At 38.7% G+C, this 16,744-nt stretch carries 14 protein-coding genes; 13 read left to right on the top strand and 1 reads right to left on the bottom strand.

Going from position 1 to position 16,744, the window contains the following annotated elements:
* Window positions 1-3 precede the first annotated feature (3 nt).
* From rsmH to mfd, 12 genes are all read left to right on the top strand, one after another.
* Complete coding sequence (gene rsmH, locus NHH15_RS02800) at window positions 4-960, top strand: 16S rRNA (cytosine(1402)-N(4))-methyltransferase RsmH (protein ID WP_262065128.1); 957 nt, start codon at window positions 4-6, stop codon at window positions 958-960.
* Window positions 941-1,429 (top strand): hypothetical protein, encoded by a 489-nt coding sequence (locus NHH15_RS02795; RefSeq protein ID WP_262065127.1) that lies wholly within the window; start codon window positions 941-943, stop codon window positions 1,427-1,429. Before rsmH ends, NHH15_RS02795 begins: the two co-directional genes overlap by 20 nt.
* Window positions 1,430-1,437: 8 nt before the next feature.
* The gene (locus tag NHH15_RS02790; RefSeq protein WP_262065126.1) at window positions 1,438-3,243 is read left to right on the top strand and encodes a peptidoglycan D,D-transpeptidase FtsI family protein; all 1,806 of its coding nucleotides are present in this window, start codon (window positions 1,438-1,440) and stop codon (window positions 3,241-3,243) included.
* Window positions 3,244-3,295: 52 nt separating this feature from the next.
* Window positions 3,296-4,252, top strand: coding sequence for a phospho-N-acetylmuramoyl-pentapeptide-transferase (mraY, locus tag NHH15_RS02785; RefSeq protein WP_262065125.1), 957 nt, complete (start codon window positions 3,296-3,298; stop codon window positions 4,250-4,252).
* Window positions 4,253-4,267: 15 nt separating this feature from the next.
* A complete protein-coding gene (gene murD, locus NHH15_RS02780) occupies window positions 4,268-5,611 on the top strand; it encodes a UDP-N-acetylmuramoyl-L-alanine--D-glutamate ligase (RefSeq protein WP_330639133.1) in 1,344 nt (447 codons plus the stop codon).
* Between the two features lie 18 nt (window positions 5,612-5,629).
* Window positions 5,630-6,364 (top strand): cell division protein FtsQ/DivIB, encoded by a 735-nt coding sequence (locus NHH15_RS02775; RefSeq protein WP_262065123.1) that lies wholly within the window; start codon window positions 5,630-5,632, stop codon window positions 6,362-6,364.
* Between the two features lie 142 nt (window positions 6,365-6,506).
* The gene (ftsZ, locus tag NHH15_RS02770) at window positions 6,507-7,703 is read left to right on the top strand and encodes a cell division protein FtsZ (protein WP_262065122.1); all 1,197 of its coding nucleotides are present in this window, start codon (window positions 6,507-6,509) and stop codon (window positions 7,701-7,703) included.
* 66 nt (window positions 7,704-7,769) lie between these two features.
* Window positions 7,770-9,374, top strand: coding sequence for an MBL fold metallo-hydrolase RNA specificity domain-containing protein (locus tag NHH15_RS02765; RefSeq protein ID WP_262065121.1), 1,605 nt, complete (start codon window positions 7,770-7,772; stop codon window positions 9,372-9,374).
* A 57-nt stretch (window positions 9,375-9,431) separates the two neighbouring features.
* A complete protein-coding gene (locus NHH15_RS02760; protein WP_262065120.1) occupies window positions 9,432-10,085 on the top strand; it encodes an HAD family hydrolase in 654 nt (217 codons plus the stop codon).
* Window positions 10,086-10,098: 13 nt separating this feature from the next.
* Window positions 10,099-10,362 (top strand): glyoxalase, encoded by a 264-nt coding sequence (locus tag NHH15_RS02755; protein ID WP_262065119.1) that lies wholly within the window; start codon window positions 10,099-10,101, stop codon window positions 10,360-10,362.
* A 53-nt stretch (window positions 10,363-10,415) separates the two neighbouring features.
* Window positions 10,416-11,000, top strand: coding sequence for an aminoacyl-tRNA hydrolase (gene pth, locus NHH15_RS02750; protein ID WP_262065118.1), 585 nt, complete (start codon window positions 10,416-10,418; stop codon window positions 10,998-11,000).
* 1 nt (window position 11,001) lies between these two features.
* Window positions 11,002-14,328, top strand: a complete 3,327-nt coding sequence (gene mfd, locus NHH15_RS02745) for a transcription-repair coupling factor (protein WP_262065117.1) — start codon at window positions 11,002-11,004, stop codon at window positions 14,326-14,328.
* Here the strand turns inward: mfd and NHH15_RS02740 are convergent.
* Window positions 14,318-15,613, bottom strand: coding sequence for a lipopolysaccharide biosynthesis protein (locus NHH15_RS02740; protein WP_262065116.1), 1,296 nt, complete (start codon window positions 15,611-15,613; stop codon window positions 14,318-14,320). The genes mfd and NHH15_RS02740 overlap by 11 nt on opposite strands.
* Before the next feature lie 62 nt (window positions 15,614-15,675).
* Between NHH15_RS02740 and NHH15_RS02735 the strand changes: the two genes are divergently transcribed.
* On the top strand, window positions 15,676-16,734 hold the full coding sequence (locus NHH15_RS02735) for a SurA N-terminal domain-containing protein (RefSeq protein WP_416386570.1): 1,059 nt from the start codon (window positions 15,676-15,678) through the stop codon (window positions 16,732-16,734).
* Window positions 16,735-16,744: the final 10 nt, after the last annotated feature.

Below are 16,744 nucleotides of genomic sequence, written 5' to 3'. Positions count from 1 at the left end.
AAAATGGAATTCAAACATACATCAGTACTTTTGCACGAAACAGTAGACGGTTTAAACATTCAAGCGGATGGAAGCTATGTAGACGGAACGCTTGGTGGAGGTGGGCATGCTTTTGAAGTGTGTAAACACCTGAGCAACAAGGGGAGTATTATAGGAATAGATCAGGATGAGATGGCAATCGAAGCGGCGACGAAGCGGCTGAGTACCTTTGATGGAAATGTCATTATCATTCGAAGTAACTACAAGGATATGAAAGTAGTGCTGCAAGAAAGAGGTATTTACAAAGTGGATGGAATTCTCCTTGATTTGGGCGTGTCTTCGTATCAACTGGACACTCCGGAGCGAGGCTTTTCCTACAGGGAAGATGCTCCCTTGGATATGCGGATGGATACACGTCAGGAATTGACGGCAAGGGACATCGTAAATACCTATAGTGAAATGGATTTGTATCGCATTATACGAGATTATGGAGAAGACAAATTTGCGAAAAACATTGCAAAAAATATTGTCAAGGAAAGACAGAACAGATCCATTGATACTACCAATGAGTTAACGGAAATTATAAAGATGTCTATACCAATGAAAATACGAAAAAAGGGCGGACATCCATCGAAAAAAACTTTTCAGGCAATTAGAATCGAGCTGAACAAGGAATTAGAAGTTCTTAGAAACACCTTAGAGGATATGATTGATTTGTTAAATCCAGGTGGAAGATTATGCATTATAACCTTTCATTCTTTAGAAGATCGTATCGTGAAACAGCTGTTTAGAAAAGCTGAGAATCCTTGTACGTGCCCTCCGGATTTCCCAATATGTGTTTGTGGAAATCAATCAAAAGGGAAAGTGATTACAAGAAAGCCGATTTTGCCAGGAGAAGAAGAGTTAAATGAAAACTCGAGATCCAAAAGTGCGAAATTAAGAATATTTGAAAGGAGTAACCATGGCAAACCAGAGAGCTAATTACGTTTATGGAAACGTAGTGACAAAGCCTGCATATACACCAAAACCGGAAAAAAAACCGGTAAAGAAACAGAATAGAAGTCCTAGAACGAGTAAAAACGTTAAAAGGGAAAGTCAGATGAATGCAGGATATGTCTTTTTTTTGGCTATTGCCTCAGTTATTACTCTTTTTGTGTGTGTGAACTTTATAAATGTGCAGTCTAAGGTAACAGAAACTTCCAAAGCGATTAGCGAAAAACAGGAAGAGCTAGCCTCGTTGAAGGAAGCAAATAATGCGAAGGAAAATGCGATTAAGGATTCCATTACTTTAGAGACGGTGAGACATAGAGCTATTTCAGAACTTGGAATGGTTTATGCAATGCCGGAACAAATTATTCGCTATGACTGCCCTACAAGTGATATTATAGAACAGGTGAACAACATTCCTGATAAGGGGACAGTTGTAAAATCTGAAATAGGAACCAAGTAGGAGACGCTATGAAAAAAAGAATTTTTGAAAAATTTATGAAAAAAAAACTAGCGATATTATTTGTGTCAATATTGCTGGTTTTTCTCATTTTAGTGGGTGTTATATCAAAAATAAATGCATCGGATGGAGATAAGTACAAAAAAATAGTCTTGGATAATCAAGAGTTTTCGAACCAGCCAATTGCATTTAAAAGAGGAGATATATTGGATCGGAATGGTACGAGAATTGCCACAAGTGAGAGAGTGTATAACGTTATTTTAGATGCAAAGGTTTTACTTGGCAAGGAAGAGTATAAGGAACCTACGTTAGAGGTTCTTGAAAAGATATTTGAGATTCCAAAAGAAGAAGTGGAAGAAAAACTGGAAGCAAATCCGGGAAGCAGTTATCAAATTCTGAAAAAAGATATTTCCTATGAGGTTGCAACCCAGTTCAATGAAATTGTAGATGATACAGAGAATAACCCATACGTAAAAGGTGTCTGGTTAGAGGATGATTATATACGTTCTTATCCTTACAATACATTAGCATGCGGTACGATTGGATTTGTAGTAGATGGTAATGTGGGCAGTAATGGGATTGAGGCATATTATAATGATGTCTTAAATGGAATTAATGGAAGAAGATATGGATACCAGGATGAAGAAGCGACATTTAATCGTACGATGAAAGAACCGATCAATGGAAAAAATGTTGTGACAACAATTGATGTACAAATACAAAGTATTGTGGATAAATATGTAAGAGATTTTAACGAAGCGAACAAAGATGGCCCAAATGAAGGCGGTGGAAGTAAAAATACAGGTGTCATTGTAATGAATCCACAAAATGGTGAAATTTTGGCAATGTCAACTTATCCCAGCTATGATTTAAATAACCCCAGAGATCTGAGCAGCTATTATACGGAAGAAGAGCTGCAAGGCATGGACGAAGAGGAAAAAACCACCAAGCTAAATGGTCTTTGGAATAACTTCTGTGTAAACACACCTTTTGAACCAGGATCTACCTTTAAGCCCTTTCCAATTGCTGTAGCACTTGACAAGGGTGTTCTGAGTGGCGATGAGATTTTTCACTGCTCGGGAAGCTTGAACGTAGGAGGGTTTAATATAACTTGTTACGGAGGAACAGCCCACGGGACAGAGACCTTAAAACAAGTAATGGAAAATTCTTGTAATGTTGGGTTGATGCAGATTGCGAAAAAGCTGGAGCGTGAAAATATGGTAAGCATCCAAGAACAATTTGGATTTGGTGAGTTCAACAATATCGATCTGCCAGGAGAAGAACAAGGTCTTTTGTACACTGTGGACAATATGGATGATGCAACCCTTGCAACAAATGGATTCGGACAGAACTTTACGGTTACGATGAACCAATTGGCATCAGGTTTTTGCTCCCTTATTAATGGAGGCGATTATTACAAACCTCACGTAGTAAAACAGATTCAAAATGAAGATGGCACCGTAACGGAAAACATAGAGCCCATTCTTTTGAAAAAGACGATTTCCAAGGAAACCAGTGAATTAGTTAAGGATTATTTACGAGGAGTTGTAACAGACGGAACAGGTAAAGCGGCTAATATTGAAGGATATGATATTGGAGGGAAAACAGGAACAGCGGAAAAACTTCCCCGAGGGAATGGAAAACATGTCCAGTCCTTTATTGGATATGCGCCCCAGGACAACCCAGAGGTCTTAGTCTATGTAGTGATTGATGAGCCAAATGTGGGTTCTCAGTCATCAGGAGGATATGCAACTATAATGGCTGGACAGATCATGGAAGAAATCTTCCCCTATTTAGGAATCCAAAGAACACATTGAAAAAAAACATGAAATGCAGTATACTTTGTAAGTTAGAGGAGGAAGAGACAAAATGGATAATAAAGTTTTACTTGCAGGAATTGCTGCATTTATAATATGTGCCATACAGGGACCTTTTGTAATCCCGTTTTTACAAAGGATGAAAATGGGACAGACGGAAAGAGAAGAGGGTGTGGCATCTCATCTAAAAAAAGCAGGAACTCCGACGATGGGTGGAGTAATGATATTAAGTAGTGTGGTGTTGGTTTCTCTCTTTTTTGTACGAGACTATCCCCATATTGTACCGGTGCTTATATCTACTGTGGGATTTGGACTCATTGGATTTATAGATGATTATTTGAAAGTAATCAAAAAAGATTCGGATGGCTTACTTCCGAAGCAGAAATTGGTTTTGCAATTTTTGGTGACAATCATTTTCGCATTCTATGTGAATTTTCTGACCGATGTCAGTTTTGAAATATTAATCCCCTTTTTGAAAGGCAGATACTTTAATATTGGATGGTTTTTTGTACCCCTTCTTTTTGTTGTTGTTTTGGGAACGGTAAATGGAACCAATTTTACAGACGGACTAGACGGTCTTGCATCCAGTGTGACCATCCCGGTTGCTATTTTTCTGAGTGTGGCATCGGTGGTGTTAAATGGTGGGATAGAACCAATTGCACTGATAATGGTAGGTGCACTTATGGGATTTTTGCTGTTTAATTCCTATCCTGCTAAGGTATTTATGGGAGATACTGGTTCCTTAGCTCTTGGAGGGTTTGTGGCAGGTGCTGCCTATATGCTGAATATGCCCTTTTTCATCCTTATATTTGGGTTGGTTTATTTAATTGAAGTAGTTTCTGTGATGATACAGGTAACTTATTTTAAAAAAACAGGTGGGAAGCGCTTCTTTAAAATGGCACCAATTCATCATCATTTCGAACTTCTGGGCTGGTCTGAAACAAGAGTGGTAACGGTGTTTACAATTGTTACAACAATACTTTGTGGGATTGCTTATATGGCAATGTAAGGAGGAAAAAAATTGTTGAATAAGAATGTACTGGTATACGGTCTTGGGAAAAGCGGGATTGGAGCCGGGAAATTAGTTGAAAATCATGGAGGAAATCTCCGGTTTTATGATAGTAATAACGGGCTGATCCGGGAGAAAATACAAGAAGAGTTTCAAAAAGAGGTTCTTATTTATCTCGGTGAGTTTCCAAGAGAGATTATCGGTGAACTGGATATGGCAATATTAAGTCCAGGGGTTCCCACTGATTTGCCTGAAATCCTGGAGATGAAGGAAAAAGGCGTAGAAATCATTGGAGAGATTGAACTTGCATACCGCTGTGGACAAGGGAAAATCCTTGCTATAACGGGAACGAATGGGAAAACCACAACCACAACCTTGTTGGGTGAGATTGTAGAACGCTATACAAAGAATTTTTTTGTGGTAGGTAACATTGGTAATCCATATACTTTGGTCGCAGATCAGACAACAAAAGATTCGATAATAGTAGCGGAAATAAGCAGCTTTCAATTGGAAACAATAGATCGTTTCAGACCTCAGGTAAGCGCAATACTCAATATTACACCGGATCATTTGAATCGGCATCATACAATGGAAGCCTATGTTGATGCAAAGGTTTCCATAACAAAGAATCAGGATGGTCAGGAGTTTTGTGTTCTGAATAAAGAAGATCCTTATACACAGGAAATCGAAAAACGTATTCCTGCAAAGAAAGTATACTTTAGCAGTAAGAGAGTTCTCGATCAAGGAATGTACCTGAAAGATAAAAAAATAATTTGTAAAATGGATGAAGATATTAAGGTTCTCTGTAATACAGCGGATTTGCATATCTTAGGAGACCATAACATGGAAAACGTAATGGCTGCATCATTGATAGCGATTGCGGCGGGCATTCCATTTGATATCATAAAGGAGAGTGTTCTTTCGTTTAAAGGTGTTGCCCATCGAATTGAATACATTAAAGAAGTAAAGGGCGTGAAGTACTATAATGATTCCAAGGGTACGAATCCAGATGCTGCGATTAAGGGAATTCAGGCAATGGAAAGAAGAACCGTTCTAATCGGTGGGGGATACGATAAGGATTCATCTTATACAGAGTGGATTGAGAGCTTTGACGGCAAAGTTAAAATGCTGATATTGATAGGTGATACGAAAGAGAAAATCGCTCAGACTGCAAAAAAAGCAGGTTTTTTGGATTATACTCTTGTAGACACTTTTGAAGAGGCTGTTTTATTAGCTTCAGAAATTGCAAATCCAGGAGAAGCAGTCCTTCTATCACCGGCCTGTGCCAGTTGGGGAATGTTTCCGAACTATGAGGTCAGAGGAGATAAATTTAAAGAAATTGTCAATTCTATATCTTAAACAAAGGGGAGAGATGATTTGAGGAAAAAAAAGTTGAGTGTAAGAATCTATCATTTTTTCACTGCATTGATAGGAATTGGGATTGTTGCTCTGTCACTTTTTGTTTTCTTTCACATTCAGAAAATTGAGGTTTCGGGAAATGAGTATACGGACTCAAATTCAATTACCGAATTAATTACAGAGGATCCATATGGGACGAATACGTTATATGTTTGTGGGAAGTACATGCTTGGAAAAGGAAAAAGTCTTCCTCATTTAGATTCGATAAAGGTAAGCATAGGGAAACCCTGGGTTTTAAAAGTTCATGTAAAGGAAAAGACTGTTTCTGGCTATATTGAAAATGAAAATGGTATTTTTTATTTTGATGGGGAGGGAATGGTTGTTCTAAAAAGTAATACACATACAATTGATGTTCCTTTAATAGAAGGAGTTGAAATTGGAGAATTGAATTTATATGAATCTTTGAAAACAGAAGAGAAAGAAGTTTTTAAAGAATTGTTAGAAGCAACCAGGCTTTTGCAGACACAAGAGATTCATGCAGATAAAGTAGTCTATAAAAATAATAGTATTTATGTATACTACGGAGCGGTGTATGTGAATCTGGGAACTAAGGTAAGTGAAGATCAGATTTTACAGCTTCCCCCTATAATTGAAAAATTAGAAGGTCAGGAAGGCACCCTTCATATGGAGGATTATCAAAGAGGGAATCATACAATTACTTTCAAAAAAGGTGAGATTCCTCCCGATAGTTAAGTGAAATGCAGAAAAATTCGGGAAATTAGGCAAAAGTTATTGAAATTTTACACAAAAAACTATATTATATACTATAGGTGTATCAGAGAAAATACCCAGTGGGAAGTATAGATGATAAGGACGAACAAAGGAGGACGAACCCTTGCTAGAAATTAAAACGAATGAATCAGAAGCAGCAGCTAAAATAATAGTTGTTGGTGTTGGTGGAGGTGGTAATAACGCCGTTAACCGAATGATCGATGAACAAATTGCAGGAGTCGAGTTTATTGCTATAAACACAGATAAACAAGCATTGCAGCTTAGTAAAGCTCCAACACTTATGCAGATAGGTGAGAAAATCACAAAAGGTCTTGGCGCGGGAGCAAAGCCAGAGGTTGGAGAAAAGGCAGCGGAAGAAAGTTCAGAAGAGATTTCTGCAGCTTTAAAAGGTGCTGATATGGTATTTGTAACTTGCGGTATGGGAGGCGGAACCGGAACGGGAGCAACTCCAGTAGTAGCAAGAATTGCAAAGGAGTTGGGAGCTCTGACGGTAGGTGTGGTTACAAAACCTTTCCGTTTTGAATCAAAAACCAGAATGAACAATGCTCTTACAGGTATTGAAAAGCTTCGTGATTCTGTTGATACTCTGATTGTTATTCCAAATGACAAGCTTTTAGAGGTTGTAGATAGACGCACTACGATGCCAGAAGCATTGAAGAAAGCGGATGAAGTTTTACAACAAGGTATCCAGGGTATTACGGATTTGATTAATGTTCCATCCTTAATTAACCTTGACTTTGCTGATGTACAGACCGTTATGACTGATAAGGGTATTGCCCATATTGGTATTGGACAAGGCAGAGGTGACGATAAGGCACTTGAAGCAGTAAAACAAGCTGTTGCCAGTCCTTTATTGGAAACAACTATTGCAGGCGCAAGCCATGTTATTATTAATGTATCTGGAGATATTACTTTAATGGATGCATCCGATGCAGCTGAATATGTTCAGGATTTGGCCGGTGAAGAAGCGAACATTATCTTCGGTGCTATGTATGATGATTCGAAAGCTGATGAAGCTACGATTACGGTTATTGCCACAGGTCTTCATAATGAAGGTGGAACAGCTTCAAAGCTAAAGAGCCGGTTGGAAGGGCAGACAAAACCAGTTCAGCCAAGTACAAACTTTGAGAGAAAGCCAATACGCAAAGATTTGGATTTAGGTTTTGCACCTACAAGAAGTTCTGATAGCAGTGTAAAAAAACCTTTGGGTGGTACAACACCATCTCTGAACAATGTGAAGACGCCAAAGAGTAGTGTGAAGGAACAGGATATCAAAATCCCAGATTTCTTTAAGAAATAAAATGATAAACAACAAGGACTATCTTTGAGATAGTCCTTTTTCAATCGAAGAGAGGAGGAGTTTAGTATGAAATTAATGTTTATTGGTGCGGCCCACGAGGTTACGGGAAGCTGTCATTACTTGGAGGTGGGAGACAAACACTACCTGATTGACTGCGGGATGGAGCAAGGTCCGGATTTATACGAAAATCAAGAGTTGCCGATAGAGGCTTTAGAAGTTGATTATGTTCTTTTGACCCATGCTCATATTGATCATTCGGGTAAAATTCCTCTGCTGGTGAAAGAGGGCTTTAAAGGTGAGATTATATCTACTTTTGCAACCAGAGACTTGTGTAATGTTATGCTTCGTGACAGTGCTCACATTCAGGAATTTGAAGCGGAATGGAGAAACAGGAAGGCAAAACGAAGTGGAGAAGCACCTTATTTGCCTATTTATAATATGATTGATGCAGAAAATGCAATGAAGCTGTTTGCGCCGGTGCCTTATGATGAAATCGTTAAAATTAGTGATGAGGTATCCGTGCGATATACAGATATGGGACACCTTCTGGGATCTGCTGCTGTAGAGGTGTTTATTACAGAGGGGGATGAAAAGAGAAAAATTGTTTTCTCAGGGGATATAGGAAATGTGAATCAACCCATCCTAAAGGATCCCAAAAAGATTAAGGATGCAGATTATATTGTTGTAGAATCTACATATGGAGAGCGCTTGCATTCGATGGAAAAAGTGGATTATACCGGGAAATTTACCGAGATACTCCGAAGCACCTTTCAAAAAAAGGGAAATGTTGTAATTCCTTCCTTTGCAGTTGGACGTACACAAGAAATGCTTTACTTCATTCGGGAAATAAAAGATCAGAATTTGTTGCCGGAATATCCCGATTTTAAGGTTTATGTAGATAGTCCATTAGCAATTGAAGCCACTCAGATTTTCGGGAAAAATTATTTAGAGAACTATGACGAAGAAGCAATGGAAATTATTCGGTCAGGTCGAAATCCATTACTTTTCCCAGGTTTAAAGACAACGGTTACCAGCGATGAATCGAAAAAAATCAATGAAGGTTTTGAGCCGAAAGTCATTATATCTGCCTCGGGTATGTGTGAAGCAGGCCGCATTCGTCATCATTTGAAGCATAATCTCTGGAGAGAAGAGTGTACCATTTGTTTTGTGGGATATCAAGCCGTTGGTACATTAGGAAGACGCATACTGGAAGGAGAAAAAAGTGTTCGTCTGTTCGGTGAAAGTGTCGAAGTAAAAGCGAAAATTGTATCCTTGGAAGGTGTAAGTGGGCATGCAGATATGAAGGGACTGCTGGACTGGCTTTCTGGTTTTGATACTCCGGTTCAAAAAGTATTTGTTGTCCATGGGGAAGATACGGTGACGGATACATTTGCCCAGCATGTGGAAAATCAGTTAAAGTTCGAGGCGTATGCACCGTTTTCAGGAGCAGTCTATGATTTGAAAAGCAATGAGCTTATTAAAGAGGGCATTCCTATATCTGCAAGGATGAAGGAACGAAAGAAACAGAGTAGAAATCAAGCAATATTTAATAATACCTTAGTCTCTGCAAAACGATTAGTTGAGCTGATTTATCAAAATGAGGGGCTTGCAAACAAGGAATTGATTAAGCTAAAAGATCAGATTGATAATCTGATTCATAAATGGAGTTAAAAAGTCTTGAATTTTTACTCTTTTCATACTATGATTAAAAAAATGGAGGGTAATAAAATGAAGGCTTGTATATTTGACTTGGATGGAACCTTAGCAAATACATTGGAATCTCTTGTTTATTCAGTAGAAAAGACGTTAAAAGAGATGAATCTGCCAATGATATCAAAGCAGCAGTGCTGTTCCTTTGTAGGGAATGGTGCAAGGGTGCTTTTGGAAAAATCAATAGCGGCTGCAGGAGCTGATCAGGATAGAATTGAAGAGGCAATTGAAATTTACATACGTATATTTGATGAGCATTGCACATATCACGTTGAATCCTACTCAGGAGTGGAGGATACACTCAAGCAGTTGAAGTCAGAAGGGTATAAGCTGGCGGTATTGTCAAATAAGCCTCATAGGCAGACACAGAAGGTGATTTATGAGCTGTATGGAGAAGATTTTTTCGATGCAGTATATGGACAGAGAAAAGGTGTGGAAAGAAAACCCAGCCCAGCACCTCTTCTGGAAATTGTTGAAGAGATGAAATTAAGCAAAGAAGACTGTGTTTATATTGGTGATTCAGAGGTTGATGTAAAAACAGGACATAACGCACAGTTAAAGACAATAGCTGTAACTTGGGGATTTCGGGAAAAATCAGAGCTGGAAGCCGCAGGGGCGAAGAAACTGGTGGATTCACCAGAAGAGCTATATCAATGTATCAAAGCGTTATAGGGAGGGATAAGGAATGTATGAGTATAGTGAAGAGGTAGTAGAGGCTTTTTTGAAACAGCAGGGAAAGCTCTTTGATGAACCGGTGGCAGATAATGCTCCAGAGGCAGAGGCCTTTTTGGAGGATTGTATGGCAGTTGTGGTAGACAGTATCGAAGAGGTACAAGAATATCTTGAAGAGATGGGAATCGATGTAGGAAATATGAGTTTAGATGAGCTGGAAGAGGCTTCAGAGGTTTTCCCTATTCCCAATGGACAATATTTAATAGTAGAAGGATAATCAAAAAGGGCTGTTGCACGGTTTGCGATAGTCCTTTTACTTGGAGGAAGAATATGTATATAATTGCAGGACTGGGAAATCCTGAAAAGCGATATAATGGTACCAGACATAATGTTGGATTTGATGTGATTGATAAGTTGTCAGGATATTATGGGATTTCCGTGGATCAAAAGAAAAGCAGAGCTTATATTGGGAAGGGGATTATTGAAGGGGAGAAGGTCATTCTAGTCAAGCCACAGACCTATATGAATTTAAGTGGAGAAAGTATACGGGGATTAGTGGATTATTTCAAAATTGATCCAGCCAGAGAACTCATCATAATCTATGATGATGTTAGTCTTCCGGTAGGACAGCTGCGCATACGGAAAAAAGGAAGTGCAGGCGGTCATAATGGAATAAAAAGTATTATTTCTCATTTGAATAGTGAGGTGTTTCCACGTTTGAAAGTCGGAGTAGGTGAAAAACCACCAAAGTATGATCTGGCAGATTATGTCTTGGGACATTTCAGTAAAAATGAGAAGGTACTGATGGAAGAAGGGTATGAAAATGCAAGAGAGGCGATTACCTATATTCTTCGGGATGAGATTGACAGAGGAATGAACATATATAATACAAAGATTCGTAAAGAAGAGGAATAAAATGAAGGCAATCTTAGAGCCATTGGGAGAATTGGCAGAATATGAGTTGATTACAAAGGAGTTGAAAAGTGGAAAAGGCATGGTACAAGTGAGTGGAATTGTACCTTCTGCCAGAAGCCACATGATCTATGGTCTTTCAGAAAACTATAAATACAAAGTGATTTTGACGGCTTCGGAAGGACGGGGAAAAGAAATCCTGGAAGAGATTAAAATGTTAGATGAAGATACTTACTATTATCCCCCTAAGGATTTGCTGTTTTATCAGGCGGATTTAAGAAGTAAGGACATTATGAAGGCAAGAAGTGAGGTCACCCAAAAGATTATAAGTGGGGAACCAATCACAGTTGTTACTACGATTGATGGATGTATGGACGCTCTTCCCAAAAAGGATGTGATTCAAAAAGAAATGATCAAAATTTCCATAGAGGATCAGGTGGATTTAGAAAAACTATCTATGGATTTAATCCGTATTGGATATGAAAGAGTTGAGCAAGTAGAAGGTTTTGCTCAATTTGCAGTAAGGGGAGGGATTTTAGATGTTTTTCCTCTTACCGAAGAAGTTCCCATACGTGTGGAATTATGGGGAGATGAAATTGATTCGATTAGAAGTTTTGATTCACTGTCCCAAAGATCAATTGAAACACTGAATGAAGTATTTATCTATCCTGCAGATGAAGGGATGAATCATCAAAGAGTCTGTTCTTTTCTGGATTACTTTAAAGGAGATGATACGCTTCTTTTTTTGGATGAACCAATTCGGCTGCGGGAAAAAGCAGAAGGAATTGATGAAGAGTATATCGAAGCAAGTAAGCGAAGAATAGAAGAAGGCTTTGAAGTAACAGATTTGGAAGCACTGCTGTTTTCTCCTGAAGAAGTGATTCAAAGGGTGAATCAGTTTTCTTCGGTAGGCTTTTATACATTAGATATGAAAAAGAGTGGATTCAAAACGAAAGGAGCCTATCCTTTTCATTCCGTTAGTATTAATCCATATAATGGGAGCTTTGAAACGCTCACCAGAGATTTAAAACGGTATAAAAAAGAAAAATACCGTGTTTTGCTTTTATCTGGTTCCCGATCAAGGGCAAAACGACTTGCGGAAGATTTAAGAGACTATAATCTCCAGAGTTTTTATAGCGAAGAGACAGAACGGGATATTAAAGAAGGGGAAATTATGACGGCCTATGGACATATAAAGGCGGGCTATGAGTATCCTTCTATTAAATTTATTGCAATTTCAGAAAGTGATATTTTCGGCAGACAAAAAAAGAAAAAGAAGCGAAAAAAACAAGAAGGCAGCGTCATTGACAGCTTTTCACAACTGAAGGTGGGGGATTATGTAGTACATGAGAACCACGGTCTTGGAATTTATCAAGGCATAGAAAAAATCCAAGTAGACCGGGTAACCAAGGACTACATGAAAATAACTTATGCCAAGGACGGAAATCTCTATATACCGGCCACTCAATTGGACTTGATTCAAAAGTATGCCAGCAGCGATGCAAAGAAGCCTAGACTAGACCGTCTGGGTTCTACCCGTTGGTCTACAACTAAGTCGAAGGTGAAGCATGCTATTGATGAAATTGCAACGGATTTAGTGGAACTCTATGCAAAAAGACAGATGCAGGAAGGTTTTCAATACCAGGAAGATACCCCGTGGCAAAAAGAGTTTGAAGAGCTTTTTCCCTTTGAAGAAACAGAGGATCAGCTGCATGCAATAGAGGATGTAAAACGAGACATGGAAAGCAAAAAAATCATGGATCGTCTTATTTGTGGAGATGTGGGTTATGGGAAAACAGAGATTGCCATTCGAGCAGCCTTTAAAGCCGTTCAGGAAGATAAGCAGGTGGCTTATTTAGTGCCGACAACCATTTTAGTCAAACAGCATTACAATACCTTTGTACAAAGAATTAAGGAGTATCCGGTAAGGGTTGAAATGCTTTCCAGATTTCAAAGTGCCAGTCAACAAAGAGAGATTATACGTAATCTTAAAAAGGGACTGGTTGACATTATCATTGGAACACACCGTATTTTGAGTAAGGATATTATGTTTAAAGATTTAGGGTTGTTGGTTATTGATGAAGAACAACGCTTTGGTGTGAAGCATAAGGAAAAGATAAAACAATTAAAGGAAAATGTAGATGTTATGACTTTAACAGCTACGCCAATACCACGAACCCTTCATATGAGCATGATAGGAATTCGTGATATGAGTGTTTTGGAAGAGGCACCGAATGAACGGATACCAATTCAAACTTACGTTATGGAGTACCATGACGAGATGGTAAGGGAGGCAATTGAAAGAGAGTATTCAAGAGGCGGACAGGTATACTACGTTTATAATCGTGTAGAAGATATCATTGAAATGGCAAACCGCATCCAGAAGCTGGTTCCGGAAATGCAGGTAGCCTATGCTCATGGACAGATGCGAGGGGATAAGCTGGACCGCATTATGCTGGACTTTATTAATGGAGAGATTGATGTACTGGTTTCTACTACAATTATTGAAACAGGTCTGGATATTCCCAATGTAAATACAATGATTATTCACGATGCAGATCGCTTTGGCTTGTCTCAATTGTATCAGCTAAGAGGCAGAGTAGGCAGATCGAACCGAATGGCGTATGCATTTTTGCTTTACCAAAGAAATAAGCTTTTAAAAGAGGAGGCTGAAAAAAGATTGGCTGCAATTCGTGAATTTACGGATCTTGGAAGTGGATTTAAAATAGCGATGCGGGATTTGGAAATACGAGGAGCGGGAAACCTTTTAGGAGAAAGCCAACATGGACATATGGATTTAGTGGGATATGATTTGTATGTGAAAATGCTGCGAGAGTCCATCAAGCACTTCAAGGGTGAAGGAAGTGGAAAAGCTTTTACAACCACAATCGATATAGAAGTAGATGGCTTGATACCGGATACTTATATAGGGAATGCCAATCATAAGTTGGAAGTATACAAAAAAATCGCAACAATTGAGAATCAGGAAGATAAAGAAGACTTAATTGAAGAATTGATAGATCGATTTGGTGATTTGCCGAAAAAAGCAGAGATATTGATTGAGGTGGCATTACTAAAAGCAAAGGCTCACAGTCTTTCTATTGTTTCGATAGAACAAAAGAAAAATATGTTTTACTTTGAAATGGCAGAAGATGCTCCTGTTATTACGGAAAAAATTGCGGAATGGCTTCAGAAAAATGAAGATGTTATTACGCTAAAAAGAGAGCCTAAGCCAACATTTATTGCTAAACAGCAGAAGAAAAAGAAAGAAGAATCCCCTCTTGCTGTAGTTGAGAGAATTCTTTCATTGATAGAAGAAATTATGGAGTAGAGTCTTTTCGTATCATGCGTTGAGAACAAATAAAAAAGATTAAAAGTGTAAAAATTAAAATAATCAGGCAAGAAAAGAAAAATGACAAGGCAGCCCCTTTTAATGCTAGTACCGGTATCAGCCTCGAAGAGAGCAGTTTCGCAGAAAGCAAAGCGATTAGATATACCCCCAGCAAAAGGTGCTGCTTTCGTATTAAGGTTACGGCCTGATCAGTAATGGTAGACAATGAATTGATTGCCCCGGCAACAATAATAATCATGAGTTCACTCCGATAAGGAGATAACCCGCTGCCTGTTCCATATACAGCAGATAAAACAGGGATTCCCAAAAAGTATCCAAGAATCAGTGCGGCCACCATACCACCAAGGATTGCTGCGTAAATAGCACCCAGCTTTTTGTAGGTCTCTTTGTATTCTTTTCTACTCCAATGGATTGCCATAGAGGTTAAAAAGGGCCGAAAAAAAATAATGAGCAGATTCATAGCAAAAGCTGGCATAAACAAGATATTGTAATAGGTTTGGGCACCTACGGAGAGAAGACCTGATTCCGTCAGTGAACCAATCACAAGTTTCGGCTCATTGTAGATAGCCATTAAGAGATAGCCATTTAAAAAAAGAGGGAAACATACAATAAATAATTCTTTTGTATTCCTCCATGAAAAGCTTCGCAGGTTTAGGCGTTCCTCCGGATATTCTTTCGCAATCTTTAAGTAGATAGGAATATCATAGAGGAAAAAGAAAAGCAAGCCTCCAATAAAGAACCACAGAGTACTTATCAGCAAATCACCGGACAGGAGTAAAGAAAGTATAAAAAATGTTGAAGCTGCAAGTATTTTTATAGCGATGGATTTTCCGGCCAAATCCAGGCGTTCCTTCAGCTGAAATACTCCTTGAAAAACGTCGGAGAAAGCTTCTACGATACGATAGATGCAAAGAAGGAAAATGACACCAAACTTCCAGCCCTCATATCCGTGGAACAAGATGTATACGGTGGATGCTGCAATGGTTAGTGCGCAGGTAATCATACGGAAGATGAAGTAATCATTAAAAGAAAATTTTCCAGTCACATCAGTAGACTGATAAATACGCACATTATAGCATGCCAATATATACATCATCTGGGAGATTGAAAACCCGAGACTGAAGATATCTCCAGCACCGGATTTAATACCCAGGATGCGGTTAACGGCTGTTAACAGTATGACGGAAGCAAGGGCATTTATGATACTTCCTGTCAGATTCCAAAATAAAATTGATTTATATGACACTTTGTTTTTAATATTCATAAAAATGATTATACCAATAAAAGGATTGATTGAAAAGCGGAAAAGAGATATAATGCAATAGAATGACAAACTTTAGGAGGCAATATGTTATGAAAAAGAAGATAATTTTGTGCTTATTATCTGGTATACTTGGAGTATCCTTGTTGACTGGATGTTCATCAAAAATAAATGAGGATGCAACAGTAGTAACGGTAGGGAAAAATGAAGTGACTCTGGGAGAAGCGAATTTCTATGCACGAATGACACAAGCTCAGTGGGAAACATATTATTCCAGCTATTTGGGAGAAGAAATGTGGAAGCAGGAAGCAGAAGAAGGTGTCACATACGAAGAGAGTGTTAAAAAAGACATTCTAACCCAACTGGAGCAGATGGCAGTTTTAAAAGATCATGCAGAAGAGGAAGGCGTTGGAATTTCGGAGGAAGAAAGCACGAAGATTAAGGAAGCGGCAAAGGCTTTCGTAAAAGCAAATAAAGAAGATGATTTGGAGAAGGTAAGTGGTTCAACGAAATCTGTGGAAAGTGTTCTGGAAATGTTGACCCTGAACCAAAAGATGAGTACTGTTATTGGCAACAAGGCAGATTCAGAAGTAAGTGATGAAGAAGCGGCACAAAAGAGTATGGATTACGTAAGCTTTCCTTTTACGGTAACAGATGAAGAGGGACAGTCGAAAGAGCTGACAGAAGATGAGATTACCGCCTTGAAAGAAACTGCAAAAACCTTTGCAGCAGAAGGGAAAACGGCAGAGGATTTTAAGGCCTATGCAAGTGAAAAAGGGTATGAGGCAACAACCGTGACATTTGACAGTGAAAGCACCAGTGTGAATGCAGATCTTTTAGCTGCGGCAGAGGGATTAAAAGCAGGGGAAACAACAGAGGCAATCGAATCAGACAGTGCTGTTTATGTAGGAAGAGTAACCAGTCTGTTAGACCGGACAGCAACCGATGCAAAGAAAGAAAGCATTGTTGAGGAACGAAAAAGCGAACTCTATAAAACCACTGTTGAGAAATGGGTAAAAGATGCAGGAACAAAGGTAGACAAAGGAAACTGGAAGAAGGTAGACTTTCAAAGCCTTAAGGTTACAATTAAACAAGTAGAACAAACAGAAGAGGAAGCCAATTAGGCTTCCTCTT

It is taken from the genome of Aequitasia blattaphilus, assembly GCF_024721305.1.
GTDB lineage: Bacteria > Bacillota > Clostridia > Lachnospirales > Lachnospiraceae > Aequitasia > Aequitasia blattaphila.
Note: the sequence above shows the minus strand (reverse complement) of the source record. Positions and strands in the feature narration are given on the sequence as shown.

What these genes read in the sequence shown, in the direction of transcription:
- NHH15_RS02765 (WP_262065121.1), top strand. Translation starts at nt 7,770, where the DNA reads ATGAAATTAATGTTTATTGGTGCGGCCCACGAGGTTACGGGAAGCTGT.
- NHH15_RS02735 (WP_416386570.1), top strand. Translation starts at nt 15,676, where the DNA reads ATGACAAACTTTAGGAGGCAATATGTTATGAAAAAGAAGATAATTTTG.
- NHH15_RS02740 (WP_262065116.1), bottom strand. Translation starts at nt 15,613, where the DNA reads ATGAATATTAAAAACAAAGTGTCATATAAATCAATTTTATTTTGGAAT.
- mfd (WP_262065117.1), top strand. Translation starts at nt 11,002, where the DNA reads ATGAAGGCAATCTTAGAGCCATTGGGAGAATTGGCAGAATATGAGTTG.
- NHH15_RS02790 (WP_262065126.1), top strand. Translation starts at nt 1,438, where the DNA reads ATGAAAAAAAGAATTTTTGAAAAATTTATGAAAAAAAAACTAGCGATA.
- pth (WP_262065118.1), top strand. Translation starts at nt 10,416, where the DNA reads ATGTATATAATTGCAGGACTGGGAAATCCTGAAAAGCGATATAATGGT.
- NHH15_RS02755 (WP_262065119.1), top strand. Translation starts at nt 10,099, where the DNA reads ATGTATGAGTATAGTGAAGAGGTAGTAGAGGCTTTTTTGAAACAGCAG.
- mraY (WP_262065125.1), top strand. Translation starts at nt 3,296, where the DNA reads ATGGATAATAAAGTTTTACTTGCAGGAATTGCTGCATTTATAATATGT.
- NHH15_RS02760 (WP_262065120.1), top strand. Translation starts at nt 9,432, where the DNA reads ATGAAGGCTTGTATATTTGACTTGGATGGAACCTTAGCAAATACATTG.
- rsmH (WP_262065128.1), top strand. Translation starts at nt 4, where the DNA reads ATGGAATTCAAACATACATCAGTACTTTTGCACGAAACAGTAGACGGT.
- NHH15_RS02795 (WP_262065127.1), top strand. Translation starts at nt 941, where the DNA reads ATGGCAAACCAGAGAGCTAATTACGTTTATGGAAACGTAGTGACAAAG.